This window comes from Lentzea atacamensis (assembly GCF_003269295.1).
Classification (GTDB): domain Bacteria; phylum Actinomycetota; class Actinomycetes; order Mycobacteriales; family Pseudonocardiaceae; genus Lentzea; species Lentzea atacamensis.
Genome location: NZ_QLTT01000003.1, coordinates 362,859 through 382,308, shown reverse-complemented (window position 1 = coordinate 382,308; position 19,450 = coordinate 362,859). Strand labels below are relative to the sequence as shown.

General features: G+C 72.6%; 6 protein-coding genes (1 of these 6 running past the window's edge). 1 reads left to right on the top strand and 5 read right to left on the bottom strand.

Annotation, left to right across the window (positions count from 1 at the left end; translation table 11 throughout):
* Positions 1-151 precede the first annotated feature (151 nt).
* The 3 genes from C8D87_RS16360 to C8D87_RS16350 form a co-directional block, all read right to left on the bottom strand.
* Positions 152-898 (bottom strand): IclR family transcriptional regulator, encoded by a 747-nt coding sequence (locus tag C8D87_RS16360; protein ID WP_233442184.1) that lies wholly within the window; start codon positions 896-898, stop codon positions 152-154.
* A 193-nt stretch (positions 899-1,091) separates the two neighbouring features.
* The gene (locus C8D87_RS16355; protein ID WP_170166445.1) at positions 1,092-3,710 is read right to left on the bottom strand and encodes a helix-turn-helix transcriptional regulator; all 2,619 of its coding nucleotides are present in this window, start codon (positions 3,708-3,710) and stop codon (positions 1,092-1,094) included.
* A gap of 228 nt (positions 3,711-3,938) precedes the next feature.
* A complete protein-coding gene (locus tag C8D87_RS16350; RefSeq protein WP_112227296.1) occupies positions 3,939-6,377 on the bottom strand; it encodes a right-handed parallel beta-helix repeat-containing protein in 2,439 nt (812 codons plus the stop codon).
* 252 nt (positions 6,378-6,629) lie between these two features.
* On the opposite strand from C8D87_RS16350, the gene C8D87_RS16345 reads away from it, so the two are divergent.
* The gene (locus C8D87_RS16345; protein WP_112227295.1) at positions 6,630-9,212 is read left to right on the top strand and encodes a helix-turn-helix transcriptional regulator; all 2,583 of its coding nucleotides are present in this window, start codon (positions 6,630-6,632) and stop codon (positions 9,210-9,212) included.
* Positions 9,213-9,282: 70 nt separating this feature from the next.
* Here C8D87_RS16345 and C8D87_RS16340 read toward each other — a convergent pair whose 3' ends face one another.
* Positions 9,283-10,044 carry a type VII secretion system-associated protein gene (locus C8D87_RS16340; protein ID WP_112227294.1) on the bottom strand — a complete coding sequence of 254 codons (762 nt, stop codon included), beginning with the start codon at positions 10,042-10,044 and terminating at the stop codon, positions 9,283-9,285.
* 118 nt (positions 10,045-10,162) lie between these two features.
* Positions 10,163-19,450, bottom strand: the 3' end of a protein-coding gene (locus C8D87_RS16335) for a WXG100-like domain-containing protein (protein WP_146771728.1). Its footprint extends 18,354 nt past the window's final position; only the last 9,288 of its 27,642 coding nucleotides appear in the window; its start codon lies beyond the right edge, outside the window — the gene reads right to left on this strand; it ends in the stop codon at positions 10,163-10,165.

The following is a 19,450-nucleotide window of genomic DNA, read 5'->3' as shown; positions in this document are numbered from 1 at the left end:
TTGAGGTTTCGCAACGATATCGGTGCTGGCCGGGCGCGGTTTGGAGCTGTCCGCGAATTGAGACGCCCGGCGTTGCGGATCGTGACGCGATTTCGGTTGGGCCGTGTGCTGCAAGTCTCGTTCGCGACAGCCGCGGCCGAGGAGCTCCGGCCTAGAGGGCTCCGGACCGGGCGAGGCCGGCGGCGAGCACGTTCAGATCGCGCACGAGTCCGGTGCGCATTTGGTCGGTCATGCGGGCCGCCAGCAGGGTCGCGCTCACGGCGGTGGGGATCCTCGTGCCGGACAGGGCCACGCTGACGCAGACGACACCCTCGGTGTTCTGCTCGTCGTCGACCGCGTAGCCGCGCTGCCGCGTCTCGTCGAGGTCACGCCGCAGCTCGTCCACGGTGCGGTGCGACCTCGATGTGAGCACGGGGAGCCGGCCGACGCCGGTGAGCCGTTCCGCCAGCTCGTCGTCGGGCAGCGACGCGAGCATCGCCTTGCCCAGCGCCGTCACCACCGCGGGCATGCGCCGGCCGATGTCGCTGGCCAGGCGCACGGGCTGGCTGCCGTCGTGCCGGGCGAGGTAGACCACCTCGAGACCGTCGAGCACGGCGAGCAGCATCGTCTCCTGCGCGCCGACCGGCAGTTCGTGCGCACCCCGGCGGAACTCGTCGACGAGGTCGGTACCTGCGAGGAACGCCTGGCCGAGCTCGACCACCTTGTAACCGAGCGCCCACCTGCCGTCGACCCGCCGGATCATGTGCGTGCCCTCGAGGGCGGTGCAGAGGTTCGCCACCGTCGACTTCGCGAGGTCGAGCGAGCGGGCCAGTTCGGCGATGCCGAGTGGCCGGCGCTGCCGGGCGAGCTCCTCGACCAGCGCCACGGCCCGGGTCACGGCAGGCGACTTGCTCTCCACCGATCGCAAGGACCGCACGCTGTCCAAATCGACTCCCTCAACAGCGGACAAAAAGAAACAGGATTAATCTAGCTCATTCTTCAACCGATGTGGGTGCATTTGGTGCCGCATGAGCACACGACAGGCCGGCGACATACCGGACACACCTCGTCCGCCTCGCGAACCACCGGATCGGGTGGTGCGAGTGACGCGGTCACGGTTGTGCGACGAGCCGTCCTTCGAGACTGGCGGCCGCCAGGTCGAGCCGCGAACGGCAGCCCGTCCTCGAGAACAGCCGGGTGAGGTAGTTCTCCACGGTCTTCTCGCTCATCCGCACCGCCGTGGCGATCTGGCGGTTGGTCCTGCCCTGCTTGACCAGGGCGATGATCCGGAGCTCGACCTCGGAGAAGTCGTCCCTGGCAGCACGCGCGCGAGGCGGCGCCATCCCCATCTCGCGCATCATCCGCCGGATGTGGGCGTCCATCCAGCCCTCGCCGAGGCGCTTCGCGATGCTCAGCGCCTCCTGGTACCACGTGCCGGGGTCGTCGCCGACGTAGGCGGCGGTGACGCACGCCCGCATCAGTTCCGCCTGGTTCTCCCCGCCCCGCAGCAACTCCACCGCCTCGGCGGCCGCGGCGCCGTCGCGTGCGGCCAGCGCGCGGACGATGCGTTCGGCCGCGTGCATGCCGGACCCGCCGAACCTGGTGTGCCACCGCTCGATCTCGGTGTGCACCCGCGCCAGCGCGCAGTTGTCGCCGATGGTCCACTCGAGGTAGCCCAGCCGCGCCAGGAACCACCGCAGTCCCGCGGTGTTGTCCAGCTCTGCCTCGGCGCGGACGCGGTCGTACGCCGCCCAGCCGAGCTCGGCCGCCTCGCCCCAGCCGACGGTGCGGTAGAGGAGGCCGATCTCGGTCCACGCGCGCAACGCGGGCAGCTGGCAGTCGTCGTCGACCAGCTCGAGCCACCGTGCGGCGTTCTTCTGGTCCGTCGAGGACAGGACCTCGGCGGTCAGCAGACGGGCGGTGTCGTGGATTGCGACGTGCGGTACCGCGAGCAGCTCCAGCCGCCTGGCCTCCGACGTGATCGACCGCCAGTTCCCGCCGAGGTAGCCGCGCAGCAGCCGGGTGTAGCCCGCCAGCGGACCGCGCGCGGGCTCGCCGTACTCGTCGCCGAGCACGAGCCGGAACATCGCCACCACGTCGTGGTGGTCGTCGGCCGCCCTGATCGCCTCGATCTCGGCCACGTCCACGACGGCGCACCGGTCGATCCGGAACTCGGCGAACGCGGCCGCGACGTCGTTCACCCGAATCGGCGTGCCGGCGAACCAGCGCGCCGCGAACGCCAGCGGGGCAAGGGTCTCGGGGTAGCCGGCGAGCGTGCTGTGCACCGCGGCGGACAGGGGGCGTCCGGTGTGGACGGAGGCGATCGCGGCGGCGGCCGCGAGCTCGTACCGGTTCCCGGTGCCCGCCGTCACCGCCTCCTCGACGACCTCGGCCAGGAGCTCGTGGTTCCCCACGCGCACCAGCAGGTGCAGCACCGTCCACAGGAGACGTTCGTGCTCCGGCGAGTCCGCCGGGCAGTGCCGCAGCGCCTCCCGGTACCAGCGGGCGGACAGCGCCGGGTCGACGCGCCGCAGCCGGGCCGCCTCGCGGTCCAGCACCCGCACCAGCGAAGCGTCCCGGGTCAGCGCGGCGCCTGCGAGTGCGATGTGGTCCGCCAGCACCGCCGGCCGGGCGGAGCCGCTGCGCAGCAGGTGAGTGGCGAAGGCGCGGTGCACGACCCTCAGTTCCTCGGCCCCGAGTGTGCGGGCGACGGCGTTCGCCAGCGCCGGGGAGACCGCGCTGAGCGCCCCGTCGTCGGCGCACCGCAGGACGCCCGCAGCGACCAGCCGGTCGACCGCGGCTCCGCTGTCGGCGAGGTCGTACCCGAAGGCCGCGGCGAACACCGGTAGCTCGTCCACGCCGAACCACCTGGCCTCGGCGGCCAGCGCGACCAGCCGCACCGCCGCGTCGCCGAGCCCCGTGGTGCGGGTGACCAGGTCGTGCTCAGCGGGCAGCGCGGTCTCGAGGCTCCGCTCGTGCACGCACAGCCTCCCGAGCACGTCGATCAGGCCGCCCTCCCCGCGCACCTGGTCGAGCAGGGCGAGCGCGGCGGCGGGGTGACCGGCGAGCGATCCCAGCGCGGCGCGCACCGCGGGCGCCACGGCCACGTCCAGCCGACCGCCGGAGGCGCGGTTGAGCAGCTCGCCGATCTCCTCGGCGGACATCGGGCCGAGGTCGAGCACCTGGTCCGCGAGGCCGCTCAACGCGGTCGCCTCGGCGGTCATGCCGTCCGCGGCGGAGGTGGCGACGACCGTGCACCCCGCCCGGCGCGCGGCCGCCACGGCCAGCACCGGCCGTGCCGCGGTGTGCACGTCGTCGACGAGAACCACCACGGGACCCTCGGCGCGAACCTGGTCGAACAGGCGCACCAGCTCGGCGAACAACGCGATCCGCGAGCGCGTCGACTCGTACGCCGACGGGCGGCACCACCTGTTGACCACCGCGAGGGCCTCGAGAACCTTCGGGCTTCCGAACTCGGCGAACGAATTTCGGAAGAATTCGGTGACCGCGTTCGCGCGGAACAGGTCCCAACGCTCTTCCTCGGCAGCGACCGGAAGTGAGACAACTCGAATTCCGCGTTCCCGTACGGTTCGCGCGAATTCACCGAGAACTGTGGTCCTGCCGATCCCGTCGGGCCCGCGCAGCAGAACCAGTACGTCCGCGCACGCGCATTCGCCCAGCGCCGCGAGCTCCGCAGCGCGCCCCACCACAGCCTTGCGTTCGTTGGCCACGATCACATCTCCTCGCCTGCGCCAAGCCTGCCTTCGAACCGGAAATCCGGGTGACCGGCGGGATCACGAGCGGGTTTAACCGATGAGCGCAAGGCTAAGCAGGGAAACCAAGCGGAAACGGACCACGTGAAAGACTTTCCGCAAAGTTCGCAGACACCGGACGGCGATGCCCCGTCCGACGATTTCCGCGACCTGCTGAACAATTTCCGCGAAGTCGCGATGACTGGTTCACACCATTGAGGCGTCGAAGTCCTCGGCCAGCAGCACGGTCATGTCCACGGCGGTCACCTCGGCCGACATCGCGAGCCGCGACGCCTGCCGGTCGGCCATGACCTCGAAGACCTTGCGCGAGGTGCGGCCGTTGCCGAACGTGCCGTCCTTCGGGATCCGCTCGAAGTAGTCGGTGAGCACCTCGGCCGCACTCTCGTCGAGCCGGTAGTCGTGCCGCTTGCAGTGCGACCGCACGATCGTGACCAGCTCGTCGGCGCTGTAGTTCTCGAACTCGACGGTGCGGCTGAAGCGCGACTCCATGCCGGGGTTCGCGCGAAGGAACTCGGCCATCTCCCGCGAGTATCCGGCGGCGATCACCACCACGTCCTCGCGGTGGTCCTCCATCAGCTTGAGCAGCGTGTCGATCGCCTCGCGGCCGAAGTCGGGGCCGGTGCCACCGCCCTGCCCGGCGGCGAGCGTGTACGCCTCGTCGATGAAAAGGACACCGCCGAGCGCGGTGTTGAACACCTCGGTGGTCTTGATCGCCGTGCCGCCGATGACCTGGGCGACCAGGTCCGCGCGCGCGACCTCCACCAGGTGACCGGAACGCAGCACGCCGAGGTCGGCGAGGACGGTGCCGTAGAGCCGCGCGACCGTGGTCTTGCCGGTGCCAGGCGCTCCGGCGAACACGAGGTGCCTCGCCATCGGCGGCGCCGAGAGTCCGGCCTCAACCCGGCGCTTGGCCATCAGGTTGAGGTTGACCAGCGAGTTGACCTCGCGCTTGACCCCTTCCAGGCCGACCAGAGCGTTGAGCTCGCTGATCGGGTCGTTGGCCGCGCCGCGTTCCTGCTGTTGCTGCGGGGCTGGTGCTGCAGCGGCCGGTGCCGCGGTCGTGGTCGTGGCCGTCGTGGCGCCGCTCGCCGACACCGATCCGTAGGCGTCCCGCGTCGCGTTGCCCGTGCTGCGCAGGTCCAGCACCTGCAGTGCGGTGCTGCCCCTGGTCTGCCGCAGGCCGGACCCGTGGTTGTCGCGCACGAGGCAGTCGGCGATCCGGATGCTCAGCTCGCTCTGCACGCCGATGCCGTCGGCCTTGTTCGCGGTGAACTCGGACTCCTCCAGCGTGCCGGAGGACCCCACGCCGAACAGGAAGCCGCTGCCCTTGCCGTTGCGCACCAGGCAGCGGACGGCGGCGATCTCACCGGCGCTGTCGACGAGCACGCCGTCGCCACCGGACTCGGCGATCTCGCAGTCGGTCAGGCTGAGCGTCGCCTCCCGCACGAGCACGCCCGCGCCCGCGGTGCCGCGGACGCTCGCCCCCGTGATCGACGTGCGGGCACCGGTGAGCACCGCGACGCCGTTGCGGCCACACCGTTCGAGCTCGACGTTCTCGAACCTGCCGAGCGCGCCGTCGGCCGCCTCGATCGCCGCGCCGTCGCAGCCGACGACGTGCAGCCTGCGGAAGAAGGGGTCGGCCGAGGTGCTGAGCCGCACACCGGCGCCCGTGCACGCCGACACCGAGGCACGGGTGATCTCGGTGGTGCCGCGGTCGGCCACCCCGATGCCCACGCCGACGACGTCGCGGGCCTCGCAGTCCTCCGCGGTGCCGGCGGCCTGGCCGGTGAACAGGTAGCCGTGCTCCCTGGTGCGGCGCACCTGGAACCGGCGCAGCACGGGCGCGCACGACTCGGCGGTGAACACGCCCTCGGCGCCCGCGCCGGTCACGGAGCTGTCCTCCAGCAGGATGTTGCCGGAGGAGGCCAGGTAGAAGCCGATGCCGGCGACGTCGCTCACCGCGAGGCGGGTGGCCACCGCGCCGGCGTGCTGTTCGACCGCCACGGCCGGCTTCGCCGTGCCGGTGACGGTCGAGTCGGTGACCGTGATCCGGCCGTGCCCGTTGAGGCAGATGCCGTTGCCGCCCGCGTCGCGCACCGCGCACGCGCGCATGACGAGCTCGCCGTGCTCGGCGATCACCACGCCCGACGTGCCGAGGCCGTGCAGCCGGCAGGAGTCCATCAGGTTGCCGCCGGAGGACGTGACCACGACGCCGGCGCCGGCCGGGTTGCGGACCTCGCAACCGCGCATCAGCACCGCGCCCTTACCGGTGGCGTAGACCGCCGACCACGCGGCGGCGGTGACGACGCACTCGGTGAAGCTCAGCTGGCCCGCGGCGACGAGGACGGCGGGAGAGTCGGTGTCGGCGGAGGAGACGGTCAGCCCGGTGAGCGCGGCGGAACCGGCGTTGAGCAGCACCGCGGGCCCGTCCGCGGCGAGCAGCTCGACGGTGCCGGGACCGTCCTCAGCGGCGATGGTGACGGCCTTGGTCAGCACCAGCGACTCCTGGTACCGGCCGGGGCTCACCAGGATCACGGACCCGTCCACAGCGGACGCCAGAGCGTCCGAAATGGACCGGTGCCCGCGAGCCGCCGAGGCGTTGACCGTGATCACGTCGTGGCCCACTCGTTTCCTCCCGTCTGCGCCGCGTCCGATCCTCCACGCCGCCACCCGCGATCAGCCGTACATGCCCTACTCGTGCAACAAATTCCGCGATCCACGGAGAGCGTTCGCTCGCGTGGCGGCCGTCCACCGGTTGGTTTAGTGTGGCGCCGCAGTGCGGGGACCGGTGCGGCCAGCCCCGAAGCCCCAGGCACTCCAGGGAGTTCCCTCACGGACCCCGGTCCCGTCAACGCCACCCGAACCGGTAGTGCGCCCGTGCAGCAAGATCGACTCACCGTCCCCGCCGAACGTCTCACGGCGTTCCTCCCCGACGACCTCGGCTCACCGCTGACGGTGGTGTGCGGCCGTTCGGAAGCCGACCTCGCGGCCGTGGTCGACGAGCTCCGCAGACGGCACGATCAGCGGTTCAAGGTCGTCGACCTGTCGTTCAGCGAATCGACCGCGGGCGGTGACCTGCTGACCAACGGGACACTGCCCTCGTTGCGGGACTGCCACGACCCGGCGGCGTTCACGAACCTGCACCGCCTGCCGGGCGCGGCCGTGGGTGCGCTGGAGGCGCTGGCCCGGCAGGTCGCGGCGACGGGAACGCGCTGTGTGGCCACCGTCGCCCTGCCACTGCCACCGCACGCGAGGCCCGCGTTCGCCGCGGCTTTCGACCGGCTGCGCCGCGACGGCCTGATCCGTCTGGTGACGTTGCGCCCGGTGCCGCGCGGTGAGCTGCCGGACCTGGTGGTGTCGATGACCGGCGCCCTGCCGGAAACCGCGCTGTGCGACCGGTTGTGGTCGCTGACCCTGGGCTGGCCGAGCGCCGTCGCCACCGCGTTGCGAATCGGCGCGATCACGGTCGTGGACCGGCACGCCTACCTCTCGTCGTGGCCGGCGCGGATCGAGCCGGGCGACGGCCTGCTGGCCTGCGTCCGCGGGCTGGGGCTCCGGGTGTGGAGCGCGGCCAAGGCGGTCGCCGTGCTGGCCCCGCTCGGCCCCGCGGTGCCCCGCCTGACCGGTCAGGTGCTGGGGGTGCCGGAACAGGAGGCGGGCGCACTGCTCGGCACGCTCGCCGACGCGGGCGTGCTGCTGCCCGTTCGGAAGCGGACGGCGTGGCGGTTCCGGCTGCCGCTGCTGCAGCACGCGCTGCGGTCCTCACTCGGCCCCTACGAGCGGCGCCGGATCGCCCAGATCGCGGTGACCGCGCTGTGGCAGGGCACTGCGGAGTGCGCCGACCCGGCGTTCCTCGCCGACCGGCTCCTCGACGCGGGCAATCTCGTCGACCGGGAGCGGGCCCGCGCCGAACTGCTCGACCACGCCCGGCGCGCGGCACCGGACGACACCGACCGACCGTTGCGGTGGCTGCGCGCCGCGGCCGACCTCGCGCCGAAGCCCGCCGAGCGAGCGCTCACCCTGCTCGACCACGCCCGCGCCTGCCTCGCGCACGGCGCCGCCAGGAGAGCGCTGAGCTCGACGGACACCGTGCTGCACGAGCACGTCGACGACCTGCCGGACGGCCGGCTCGTCGACGTCTGCCTGAGCCACCTCGCCGCTCTGTTCGCAACGGGCGAACTCGACACGCTGAACAGGGTCGCCGACGGCACCTGGTGGCCGTGGCCGGGTGACGAGGTCCAGCGCGCGGTCGGCCGTGCCGCCGCGCTGTCGTCGCTCGGCGACTGGCGGTCGGCACAGCACGTGCTCGCCGACGTGCGCGATCACCCGGACGCCCACCTCGTCGCACGACACCTGCGCGATCTCGGGCCGTTCAACCGGTTGTGGCTGGGCGACCCGGACGCCTTCGACGCGGAGGTCGCGGCCCTGCCCGCGCGCGTGGCGGCCGGCGAGCCGTTGTCCGACCAGCTGCGGCGCGACGCCGAGGCGCTGGTGGCACTCGGCGAACTGCGGCGAGCCGAACCGCTGCTCGCCCTCACCGGCCACGCGCCGGTCCGGCTCGCGTGCCAGGCCACGCTGGCCGCCGCCGGCGGCCGGGCGGACGAAGCGCTGGAGCTGGTGCGCAAGAGCCTGGCCACGGAACCGCACACCGGCTGCGGCCCGGGCCACGGCGTCATGTTCCACGTCGCCGCGACCTTGTTGCTGCACAAGGGAAAACTCGTCCGCGCGCTGGAGATGGTGAACACGGCCCGCGAGCGCGTCCCCGCACTCCCCCACCTGCTCGCCGTGGCCGAGGCAGCGCATCACGGCCTGTTCGGGCGGCAGGCGGACGCCGTCACGGTGCTCGTGCAGGCGCTGGACCACGCCGAGGCGACGGGTGTGGTCGCACTGACGGACCTGCTGTGGATCTCCCTGGCGGACATCGCCGTCAGCCGGGGAGACCAGATGTCGTTGTCCTGCTACTTGGAGCGCGTCGCCGCGGTGGCGAAGCGGATGCACACCGAGCAGGCTGAGATCAACAGGCTCGTCCTGCACGCGACCGTGCACGCCGACCGAGGCGCGGCCGCCGAGGCCACCGCACTACTGCGTGGCCGGCCATCGCTGGAACTGGCCGACGGGCTGGAACGACTCGTCCGATTCGGCGTGGGCGCACCGGAACTGCTGTCGGAGGCCTACGAGGCGGCGGGCACGATGGACGCGTTGCTGCACCGGTCGGTGTTGCGCAACCTGATGCGCACTCACGGCATTCCGGTGCCGGGCCGGCAGGCGACGGTGGCGGAGAACGAGCGGTTGCTGGCGGTGCTCGTGACCGACGGCCTGGGCAACAAGCAGATCGCGACGTTGCTCGACACGAGCGAGAAGAGCGTGGAGGGCCGGTTGTCGCGCCTCTTCTCCCGCACCGGCTACCGCTCGAGGGTCGAACTCGCGGCCGCCATGCTGACCGGCCGCTTCACCGCCTGACCCGCTCCGCTCGCGATGAAGGGCGCCTTCATCGACCTCTCGTGGATGAAAGCGCCCTTCATCGACGACGTCAGCCCGCGGCGGCCTCGGGCTTGGCCTTCTTGGCCCGGGACTTCGGCGCCTCCGCCTCGGTGGCCGGACGGCCGTCTGCGGCTTCGCCCTCGGGCGCGGCGGCTTCGGGCTTGGGAGCCTCGGCGAGGGCCTGGCGGAGCGCGGCGGCGATCAGCCGCATCGACGCGGGTGCGCCCGCGTTGAGCAGCACGTCGACGCCCTCCTCCGGCAGCAGGCCGACGAGCTGCTCCAGGCTGACCTCGGCCCAGGCCGCGATGTTGTCGAGCTCCTTGATCTCCGCGATGCGCCGGCTGTGCGCGGGAGCCGTGGCGACCACGACGCACGGCACCTCGTCCGGCGACATCACCACGACCGGGGTGTTCTCCTCGGTCACGGCGAGCCCGAAGACGCTGCCCTCGGTCATGATCGACAGCAGCTCACCCGGCTCGGCCTCGCCACGCGTGACCATCTGCAGCGTCGCGTCCACCGGGTCGGTCGGCGAATCCGGCCGCGTCGGCAGGTAGTCGGGGTTGGCGTGGAAGCGGCTGGTGGTGCCGTCCTGCTCGACGAACCACCCGCCGACGACCACCTCGAGAGGCGGCCGCGGGCGCTCTTCGCCCTCGGCGGGCTCCGGTTGCTCCGCCTGCCAGGCCGGGTCGATCAGGAACACCCACTGGTCACCCTCGAACCGGGCTTCGGTCTGCTCGGTCGTCGTGGCGGTCTCCGCCATCACAGCCTCCCGGCCGATGTGCTCGTCGTGTTGCTTCTCGTGCGTGTCCATTCAAGGAACCCATCGGGAGCCGGTGGAGCCTCCTGGTGCGCCGGGCGGCAACCTCCGGGGGAATCACTCACGGAAGTCCTGGCCACGCCCGCGCGGAGGTGACCACCGACTGTAGTCCTCACCGGTTCTCGTCGCGTGGCGGCGTGCCGCCGAGGAAGTCGGCGAGGGACATGGGGCGCGCTGTCTCCACGTCGCTCACGGCGTCCACGAGGTCGTCGACCGGCGAGACCTCCACGCGCCGCCACTCCCCCGCGTCGTGCACCACGGTGCCCGCCACCAGCAGCTCAAGCTCGTTGGTCGGCGCGTAAACGGGCTCGGTGCGGCCGAACTGCTCGTGCAACGCGCGCTGGAAGGCTTCCACCGCGCCACCGGGCGCGCCGGCGTTGGACGCGAGCAGGGTGACAGCCTCGGGTGCGCCGCCGTAGGCCTGCTGGAACGGCTCCGAGCGGGCGACGATCGCGGCCAGCGTGCCGGCGTCGACCACGACCCTGCGGCCGTTCTGGGTCTCGACCAGCATGTCGGCGGCGATGTACTCCTCGACGTCGACGTGGAAGGTGCGGGCGGGCCACGGCGCCGGCGACGGGCGAGCAGCACCGGCTTCGGTGAGGTCGAACTGGTCGGCCCCGAGCAGATGGGTCGTGCCGGTGCCCGCAGTGGCCCACGCCTCGGCGCCGAGGCGTTTCTCGCCGGTGCGGAACGTGACGCCGACGACCTGGTCGCCGTGCCGCAGCGGGGCCGCGGAGATCGTGCCCGGTTGGAACGTGATCGGGCGGCGGCCCCCGTCGCCGGACGGGAGCTCGATGCCCGACAGGGGCCGGGGCAGCGTGTCGAGGGTCTGGAACGTGCGGAGGGTGCCGTCCTGGGTCGCCGCCGACACCGGCTGCCACACCTCGAACCGGCGCGCGAGGGCGCGCTGGAAGTCGTGGGCGGCGCCACCGGGTGCGTCGAGCTCGCCGGCCGCCGAACCGAGCAGGGTGATGCGCTCGCCGATCGGAACGCCGGTGCCGTGCACGAGGTCGGCCAGGACCCTGCCGGACACGGTGACCTGGCGGCCGTCGGTCAGCCGCAGGTCGAAGCGGTCGTGGGTACCGGAGACGGCGACGCGGAACTCGTCCGGCGCACCGCCGCCGGGCAGCGGGTCGCCGGTGAACGACACTCCGGCGGCGCTGTGCTCCAGCACCACGGCGGGCCGGGCGAAGAGCTCCACCCTGCCGTCCGCGCTGGTTCCGGCGAACTGCGCCGGTTCGGCGTGCGCGGTCCACTCGCCACCGCGCTGCACCACTGCGGGCACGTCGAGACCGAAGCTGCGGGCCACGGTGCGCTGGAACGCGCTGACGCCCTGCTCGGAACCCGCGGACACCATGAACGCCGTCGGCCGTTGTGCCCCGGCGGCCTCGCGGAACGCCGGGGACGCCATCACCAGCTTCGCCAGCGCGCGGCCGTCGACCGTGACCGTCCTGCCGTCGGTCAGCGTGACCGAGAAGCGATCACCGGACGCCGCCACGTCCAAGCCGATCGCACCGGCGGGCCACTTCGCCGGATCCGCCTGCCCGTTTCCATCCACAAAGGACAAACCCGTCGGGCGGTTCCCGTCGCGGACGGTCTGCGACCGGACTTCCTCAGGCGCGAACGCGATGTGCCTGCCCTGGCCGTCGGTGCCGAGCACCTGCCCGTAGCCGCCGGAGAACGCGAGCCACGTGCCGCCGTGCTCCAGCGCGGTGGCCGCGCGGCCGTCCCGCAGTCCGATGTAGACGGAGTCGGTGGGCGCGATCACCGGCACGTCGACCTCGAAGGCGGTCGACAGCGCCTGCTGGAAGTCGTGGGCGGCGGTGCCGGGCCGGTCGTCACCGACCGTGCAGACGATCAGCGCGATCGCCTCCGGGCGGCCGGGGCCGCTCATCCGCTCCTGGAACGGCTCCAGCCGCCGCACCAGATCGGCGAACTGGTACCCGTACAGCGACAGCGCCGCGCCTTCGCGGTCGTGGACGCGGAAGCCGGACGTGTCACCGGAAGCGAAGCTGTGCCCGATGACGAAGAACGTGTTCTCCGGCCACGGCGCGCGACCCGGCTGCGCGTCGAGTGCGCGCGCCATGGTGTCCGCGTTCAGGCCGACGTCCCGCGGCAGCACGGAGGTGGTGTCCTTGCCGTCGGCCGCCGCCCACGACAGCGCGGTGTCCAGGCCGTCGCCGTCCACGCTGAACGTGACCCCGATGACCCGCCCGTCCTCGACCAGCGGCACGGCCTGCACGTCCGCGGGGGTGACGTCGAGGATTTCGCCCCGCTCGAAGTGGCCCGCCTGGACCGGGCGGTCCAGCGGCACGGCGGGGAACATCCGCCAGCCGGGATCGAACGTCTCGGCCTCGACGTCCTCGGCGATGCCCGCCAGTCCGTCCACGTGCGCCGTCAGGTCGCCGGCGGGCGCCACCACCTTGGTCTCCACACCGAGCCGGTCGCTCAGCGCGACCTGGAAGTCGCGGGCCGCGCCGCCACGCCAGCCCGACGCACCGGCTCGTGACGCCAGCAGCGCGACCTCGCCACCGCGGTTCTCCCTTGCCTCGCCGAACAACGACGTGGACACCAGCACGTCCGCGAACGCCGAACCACCCAGCGACACCTTCGTTCCGTCGGCCAAAGTCACCTGGAACCGGTCGAGCCGGTTCTCCACCGCCACCACGGCGGAGTCGGCGCCGGGTGCGCGCATCGACTCGTCCGCCGTACCACGGAACGACACGCCCACGACGGTGTCGCCGTCACGCACCGGCTGAACCGGCACCTCGGCCGCGCCGAACAACCGCACCCGGCCACTGTCCTCGACGCCCGCCACGGCGCCACCGAACCCGCGCCACCGGCCATGCCCTTCCTCGGCCACCACAGCGGTGTCCCTGCCGAACACGGCCAGGCCGCGCTGGAAGTCGTGCGCCGCACCGCCGGCGTGACCGAGCACGCCCGCGTTCGCACCCGGCAGGGCGACACCGGCGAGCGTCTGCGCCGTCCGGAACGGCTTGGCCTTCGCGACCACCTCGGCCAGCACCCCGCCGTCGACCGTGACGCGCGAGCCGTCCTTCAACATCAGGCCGAACCTGGACGCGCTCGCATCGGCATCGATGTGGAAGACCCTGCCCTGCGCCGCCGTGACCGGCACCGCGACCCGATCCGGTCCGCTGCGGAACGTCACACCGACCGTGCGGCCGTCCGACATCAGCGTGTGCGCCACGACGTCACGGCGGCGGAACGTCCGCGCTTCACCGGTCGCCGCGTCCAGGCCCGCCATCACCGTCTCCCGGCCGAAGACGCGCTTCAACCAGGAACGACCGGACTTGAGGGCGGCACCGCGCTCGGCCGTCGCCACCTGGTCAGCGGGCGCCTCGGTCTGCTCGGCGACCTGCCGCGCGTCCTGCTCGGCGGCCAGCCGCGCCTCCGCCCTGCGGTCAGCCGCGTCGAACCACGCGGCCAGCCGCGCGTCCTGGTCGGACACGTCGTCGCGACCCAGCGTCCCGTCGGCGCGCTCGTTCCGCAACGACGGCGGGGTGAAGTGGATGACCTCCCGCGCGGGCCTGGGCTCGCGCCCGTGCGTGGTCCAGCCGTTCTCGGCCACCACCTGCTCACCACCGTCGAGCAGGTGCACCGCGCCCCCGGCCTCGTGCACCGGACCTCGGACGGCGAACTCGCGGAGCAGCGTCCGCTGGAAGGCGGCGCCGTCGACCGGTCCGCCAGAGGTGATCAACGCGATCGCACCCGGCCACCTGGAGCCGCTCGGGTCCACGAACCCGGCGGTCTGCCCCAGCACCCTGGCGAAGGTGTCACCGTCGACGTGCACGCGCACGCCGCCAGCCGTGCGCACCACCAGCGAACCGTCCACATCGGACTCCACTGCGACGCGGAACGCGCGCCGGCGCAACGGTTCACCCTGCACCTCGCTGTGCGTCACGGTCGGGAGTTCCGCCCGGAACGACACACCGATCTGCGTTTCGCCGTGCGGCCACAGCTCGGACCGCACCGCGGCCGGATCGAACGCGATCCACCGGACGTCGCCTGCCACCCGCCCCAGCACCTGTGCCGGGCCCGACGAGAACTGCTCCCACCGGCCGCCATCGACCAGGTAGTTCTGCCACGCGATGCCGTCGCGGAACACGGAGAATCCGACGCGGGTCGTCGGCGCGACCACCGGCTGCCGGTAGCCGAGCCCGGCCAGTGCCCGTTGGAAGTCGTCCGCCGCAGCGCCACGACCGCGTTCGCTGCCCGTCCGGCACGCCATCAGCGTCACCGCGTCCGGCTCGAGCCGGGCCATCAGGTCCCGGAACGGCCGCAGGTCGTGCAGCACGGCGGCCAGCACGTCGCCGCTGACCGTGATCGAACGGCCGTCGGCCAGCTGGATCCAGACGGCGTGCGGAGTGCCGTGAGTGATGATGTGGACCGACCGCGCCGGCCACGGTGAAGTGGTGCCGCCCCGGCCTTCCCGCAGGTCCTGTGCCACTCGCGTGGGCAGGTCCTCGCCCGGCGCCACGTGGGTCGTCGTCCCGCCGTGGGGACGTGCCATCCAGTCCGCGTGTTCGTTCAGCTCCCGCCCGACCAGGAAGGTGACGCCCGCCGGGACACCGCGCGGTCCGGTGAGCACGGTCGCCCGCACCTCACTCGTGTGGAACCGGGTCGTTCCGGCGTGGGCGACCACCTCCAGGTTCTGCCCGGCGACCACGTCCGCCACCGGGAACGCCCGCCACGCCCCACCTCGATCGAGCACGAGCTGGCCGCCCTGCTGGAACAGGGCGGTCCGCAGGTGCACATCGCTCGTCGGCGCCACCACCTGCTGGTGCCAGCCGATGGCCGCGAGCGCCCGCTGGAGGTCACCGGCCGCCGCACCGGCGCCGGTCCGGCCGGCGAGCAGCACCAGCTGGCCTCCCTCGTTGTCGGCAGCCATCCGGCGGAACGCCTCGATCCCCGACAGCGCGCGCCCGAACGTCCTTCCGTCCACCCTCACCGGCGTGCCGTCGGTCAGCCGCAGCTCGAAGGAGTTCTCCGCACCACGCGCGGCGAGGTACATCGCGTCGGCGCCCCACGGCGACGCGATCTCCGCCGCGCCCCTGCTGCTCGGGAACCGGGACGAGCTCTCCGGGTGCACGAAGGTCCGCTGGTGCTCACTGCCGGGCTCGACGGCCCACAGCAACGACTTGGGCAGCTCCCGGCCACCGAGGAACGACAGACCGATCTGCTGCTCGCCGTGCCGCATCGGCTGGGCCTCGACGTCGCCCGGCTCGAACCGGCGCACCCTGCCAGTCGGGTCCACACCGTTCAGGCGTCCGCGGCCGTGCGCGGCCGGGGCCAGCGTGAACTGCTCGCGACCGCCGGGCAGCAGGACCGACCGGCCGCCACGAGCGCCGGCCAGCTGGGCGGCGGGCTGAGCCGCGAGCTGACCGATGTCCTGGGGACCGTCGAGCCAGCGGTCGTGGAGGGTCCAGCCGTGCTCGGACCGGATGACCGGGGTCCGGCCGTCGCCGGACACGTGCACCGGGCCCCTGGGCACGTAGTGCGGGCCGGGGGCGTCGAACTCGTTGGCCAGGGCGAGGTGGAACGACCGGCCCTGGCTCGGGGCGTTCAGCGGCGCCGGCGTGATCAGCACGATCGGCGCGGAGTCGTACCGGAAGTCCCTGACGGCGAACTGGTTGGTCTCGGCGACCAGCCGCGCGAACCCCGTGCCGTTGACGTGCAACGTTCCACCGTCGGCGGTGTGCACGACGAACAGGCCCTCGGCATCCGAGTCGGCCACCACGAAGAACGTCCGCTTCGGCAGCTCCAGCCCCTGGACCGCGCGGTGGTCCGTGCCGGCCGGCCAGCCGCCGCCGTCCCGCCGGAACGACACACCGACCGTCGTGTCTCCCCGCACCAGGCCTTCCGACCGCACGCCCGCCGGGTCGAAGGAGGTCCACCGGGGCTCGTTCGGCAGCTTGCCCAGCATCAGCGCCGGTGCCGGGCTGAAGTGCCGCCAAGTGCCGCCATCGAGCAGGAAACTCTCCCACGCCCCGTCGCCGCGGAACGTGTGCACACCGGTCTTGGTCGTCGGTGCGACCACGGGCTGGCGGTAGCCGACGTCGGCCAGCGCCCGCTGGAAGTCGTGGGCGACGCCGCCCGTGCCCGGCAGCAGGGCGGTCGTGCATGACAACAGCAGGAGCGCCTCCGGATCGTGCGCGGCCATCAGCTCCCGGAACGGGCGCAGGTCGTGCAGCACCGTCGCCAGCGCCGGACCACGCACGACGACCTCACGCCCATCGACGAGATTGAGCGTCACGGAGGAGGGGGTGCCGTGCGCGACGACATAGGCAGACCGCTCCGGCCACGGCGCGACCAGGGAACTGCCCCGGCCCGCGCGCACCTCCCGCTCCGCGCGCGGCTGCCCTTCCGGAACCTGGAACGTGGTCCCCGCGTGCGGCGTCGCCATTTCCGTCGCGAAGAAGTGCCCTTCGCGGCCGACCATGAAGGACACTCCCATCGGGGCACCAGCCGGACCGCGCAGCACGCCCACGCGCACATCGCTCGTGAGAAACCGGATCGACTCCGCGCTCCACCCCCTGGTGATGCGTCCGTGCACCTCCAGCCCTTCGACCACGTCCGGCGCCGGGAACGTCCGCCACTCACCACCGCGGTCCATGACGAGCTGGCCGCCGCGCTTCAACCACGCCGTGCGCAGGTGCACGTCCGCAGTCGGCGCCACCACCAGGTGGTCCCAGCCGGCGGCAGCCAGCGCCTGCTGGAAGTCCCTGGCCGCGTCAGCCGCCGCCGACCGACCGGCAAGCAGCACCAGAGACCCGCTGTCGTTGCTTCGGGTAATCCTGTGGAAGTCGTCGAGCTGGGACATCACCCGCCCGAACGTCGACCCGTCCACCCGCACCGCGGAGCCGCCCCTGAGCTGCAGCTCGAACGAGTCCTCTCCGCCGCGCACCACGACGTACATCGCGTCCTTGCGCCACGGCGACGCGGTCGGCTCAGCACCCTTGCTGCTCGGGAACGACTCCGGGTTCGTGAACGTCCGCAGGTGCTGTGCGCGTGGCTCGCTGCCCCACCGCACGGACTCGTAGAACCCGCCGCCGTGGACGAACGTCAGGCCGACGATCTTGAGGCCGCGAAGCAACGGGGTCGCCAACACATCGCCGGCCTCGAACCGCCGCACCTCGCCGGCCGGGTCCACGCCGTGCAGCGGCCGGCCGGTCGACGACGCGCGTTCCGGCGTGGAGGAGGACACCGAGAGATCGCGGTCGGTGTCCGGCCCGGTCACTGTCCGCCCAGCACCGCTCTGCCCAGCCCCAGACTGCCCTTGTACCGGTGCCTTCACCCGCGCACCGTCCACCGACCCCGCGGGCTCGGCATCGGCGTGCGGCGTCACGCCGTCGGCCGGTTCCTGGCGGGCGACGCGGTACTCGGCCCAGCCGTCACGGCGCGGCTCGAACACCGACTCACGGAAGCCGTAGTCGCGGATCAACGTCTCGTGGAACCCGCGGACCTGCCCCGACCCGTCCAGCGGCCTCGACAGCGCCAGCGCGACGGGTGCCTGCTCCGCACCGCGGAACGCCTCGGACTCGCCGACCACCCTCGCGAGCACCCGGCCGTCGACGAACACCGAGTCGCCGCGGGCGGTCCGCACCACGAACTCGTTCGTCCCGCCCGGCTCGACGTCCACGACGAACGCCCGCTGCGGCACGGCATCGTGCGCGACGACGGCGCCCTCGTCCAGGAACGACACACCGGCCAACCGGCCGTCACGAAGCACTGGCGTCGAACGCACCTCGGACGGGGTGAACGACACCCACCCGGAGTCGTCACGCAGTCTGCCCAGCGCCGAAGCCGGGCCCGACGAGAACTGCTCCCAGCGGCCCCCGTCGATGACGACGGTGTCCCAGGTGTTGGTGCCGCGCCACTCGTGGAGTGCGACCTTCTTCGTGGGCGCCACCACCGGCTGGTGATGGCCGAGCCCGGCCAGCGCCCGCTGGAAGTCGTGCGCCGTACCACCGGCGGCCCGCACCGCACCGGTCGTGCAGGACAGCAGGGTCAGCGCTTCCTGCTCACGCGCCGACATCAGGTCCCGGAACGGCCGGAGGTCGTGCAGCACCTTGGCCAGCACGTCCCCGGTCACCAGGACCCCACGGCCGTTGTTCAGGTCCAGGAACGCGTGGTTGGCGAAGCCGTGCATGGTCACGTACGCCGACTGCTGCGGCCACGGCGCGGGGTGCGAGACGACCCGGCCGGCGTTCGCGTCCTGGTCGAACCTCCTGCCGAGGTCTCCCTCCGGCAACAGCCACGTGGCGGCGGCGGGCGAGCGACGCAGCATCCGCACGTCGTCGCGCAGTTCGTCCCCGGTCGAGAACGTCATCGCCAGCGGCTTGCCCTGTGGATCGGTGACCGCGGCGACCCGCACCTGACTCGTGCGGAACTCGGTCGGCGCCGACCTCAGCGTGGACGCGGGCAGGACCAGGTCCTCGACCACGTCCGGCAGCGGGAACGCCCGCCAGGACCCGCCCCGGTCCACGACGATCTGGCCACCGCGCTGCAACCACGCCGTCCGCAGGTGCACGTCCGCCGTCGGCGCCACCACCAGGTGATCCCAGCCCTGCGCCGCCAACGCCTGCTGGAAGTCCCGCGCCGCCGCACCCTCGCCCGAACGGCCGGCGAGCAGCACCAGCGTGCCGCTCCCGTTGTTCTCGGTCATCTTGTGGAACGGCGTCAGCTCGGCCAGCACGTGCCCGAACGTCGGCCCGTCCACCCGCACGCGCGTGCCGTCGCTCAGCCGCAGGTCGAAGGAGTCCGCGCCACCCCGGACCGCGACGTACATCGCGTCCCTGCGCCACGGACCCGTCACCTCGGCCGCGCCCTTGCTGCTCGGGAACGACGTCGAGCCCTCGGGGTGCATGAACGTCCGCAGGTGCTCGCTCTTGGGTTCAGCGGCCCACCGCAGCGAAGCCGAGCGATCACGACCGCTGAGGAAGGTCAGACCGATCTGCTCCGCATCGTGCGTCAACGGACGAACCCGGACCTCACCGGGCTCGAACCGGCGCATCTCACCGGTCGTGTCCACACCGTGCAACCGCCCCGTCGAGGACGAGGGCCCGGACCGGGACATCCGCCCGCCGTCCGCGTCCGGCCCGGTGGTGTGGCGGACCACGAGTTCGGGGACATCGGCGGTGCGGTCGTGCACGGTCCAGCCGTCCTGGCTCCACACGACCGGAGCGCCGTCCTCGCCGCGGCGCAGGCCGGCCGCGCCCCTGGGCTGGTGGACCGGGTTCTCGACGCCGAACTCGCGGTTGAGGACCTGGTGGAAGTGCTTGCCCCAGCTCTGACCGCCGAGCGGGGTGGAGACGGCCAGTGCGATCGGCCCAAGCCTCCGGAAGTCCCGCACACCGCGGAAGGTCTCGCTGTTGCCCAC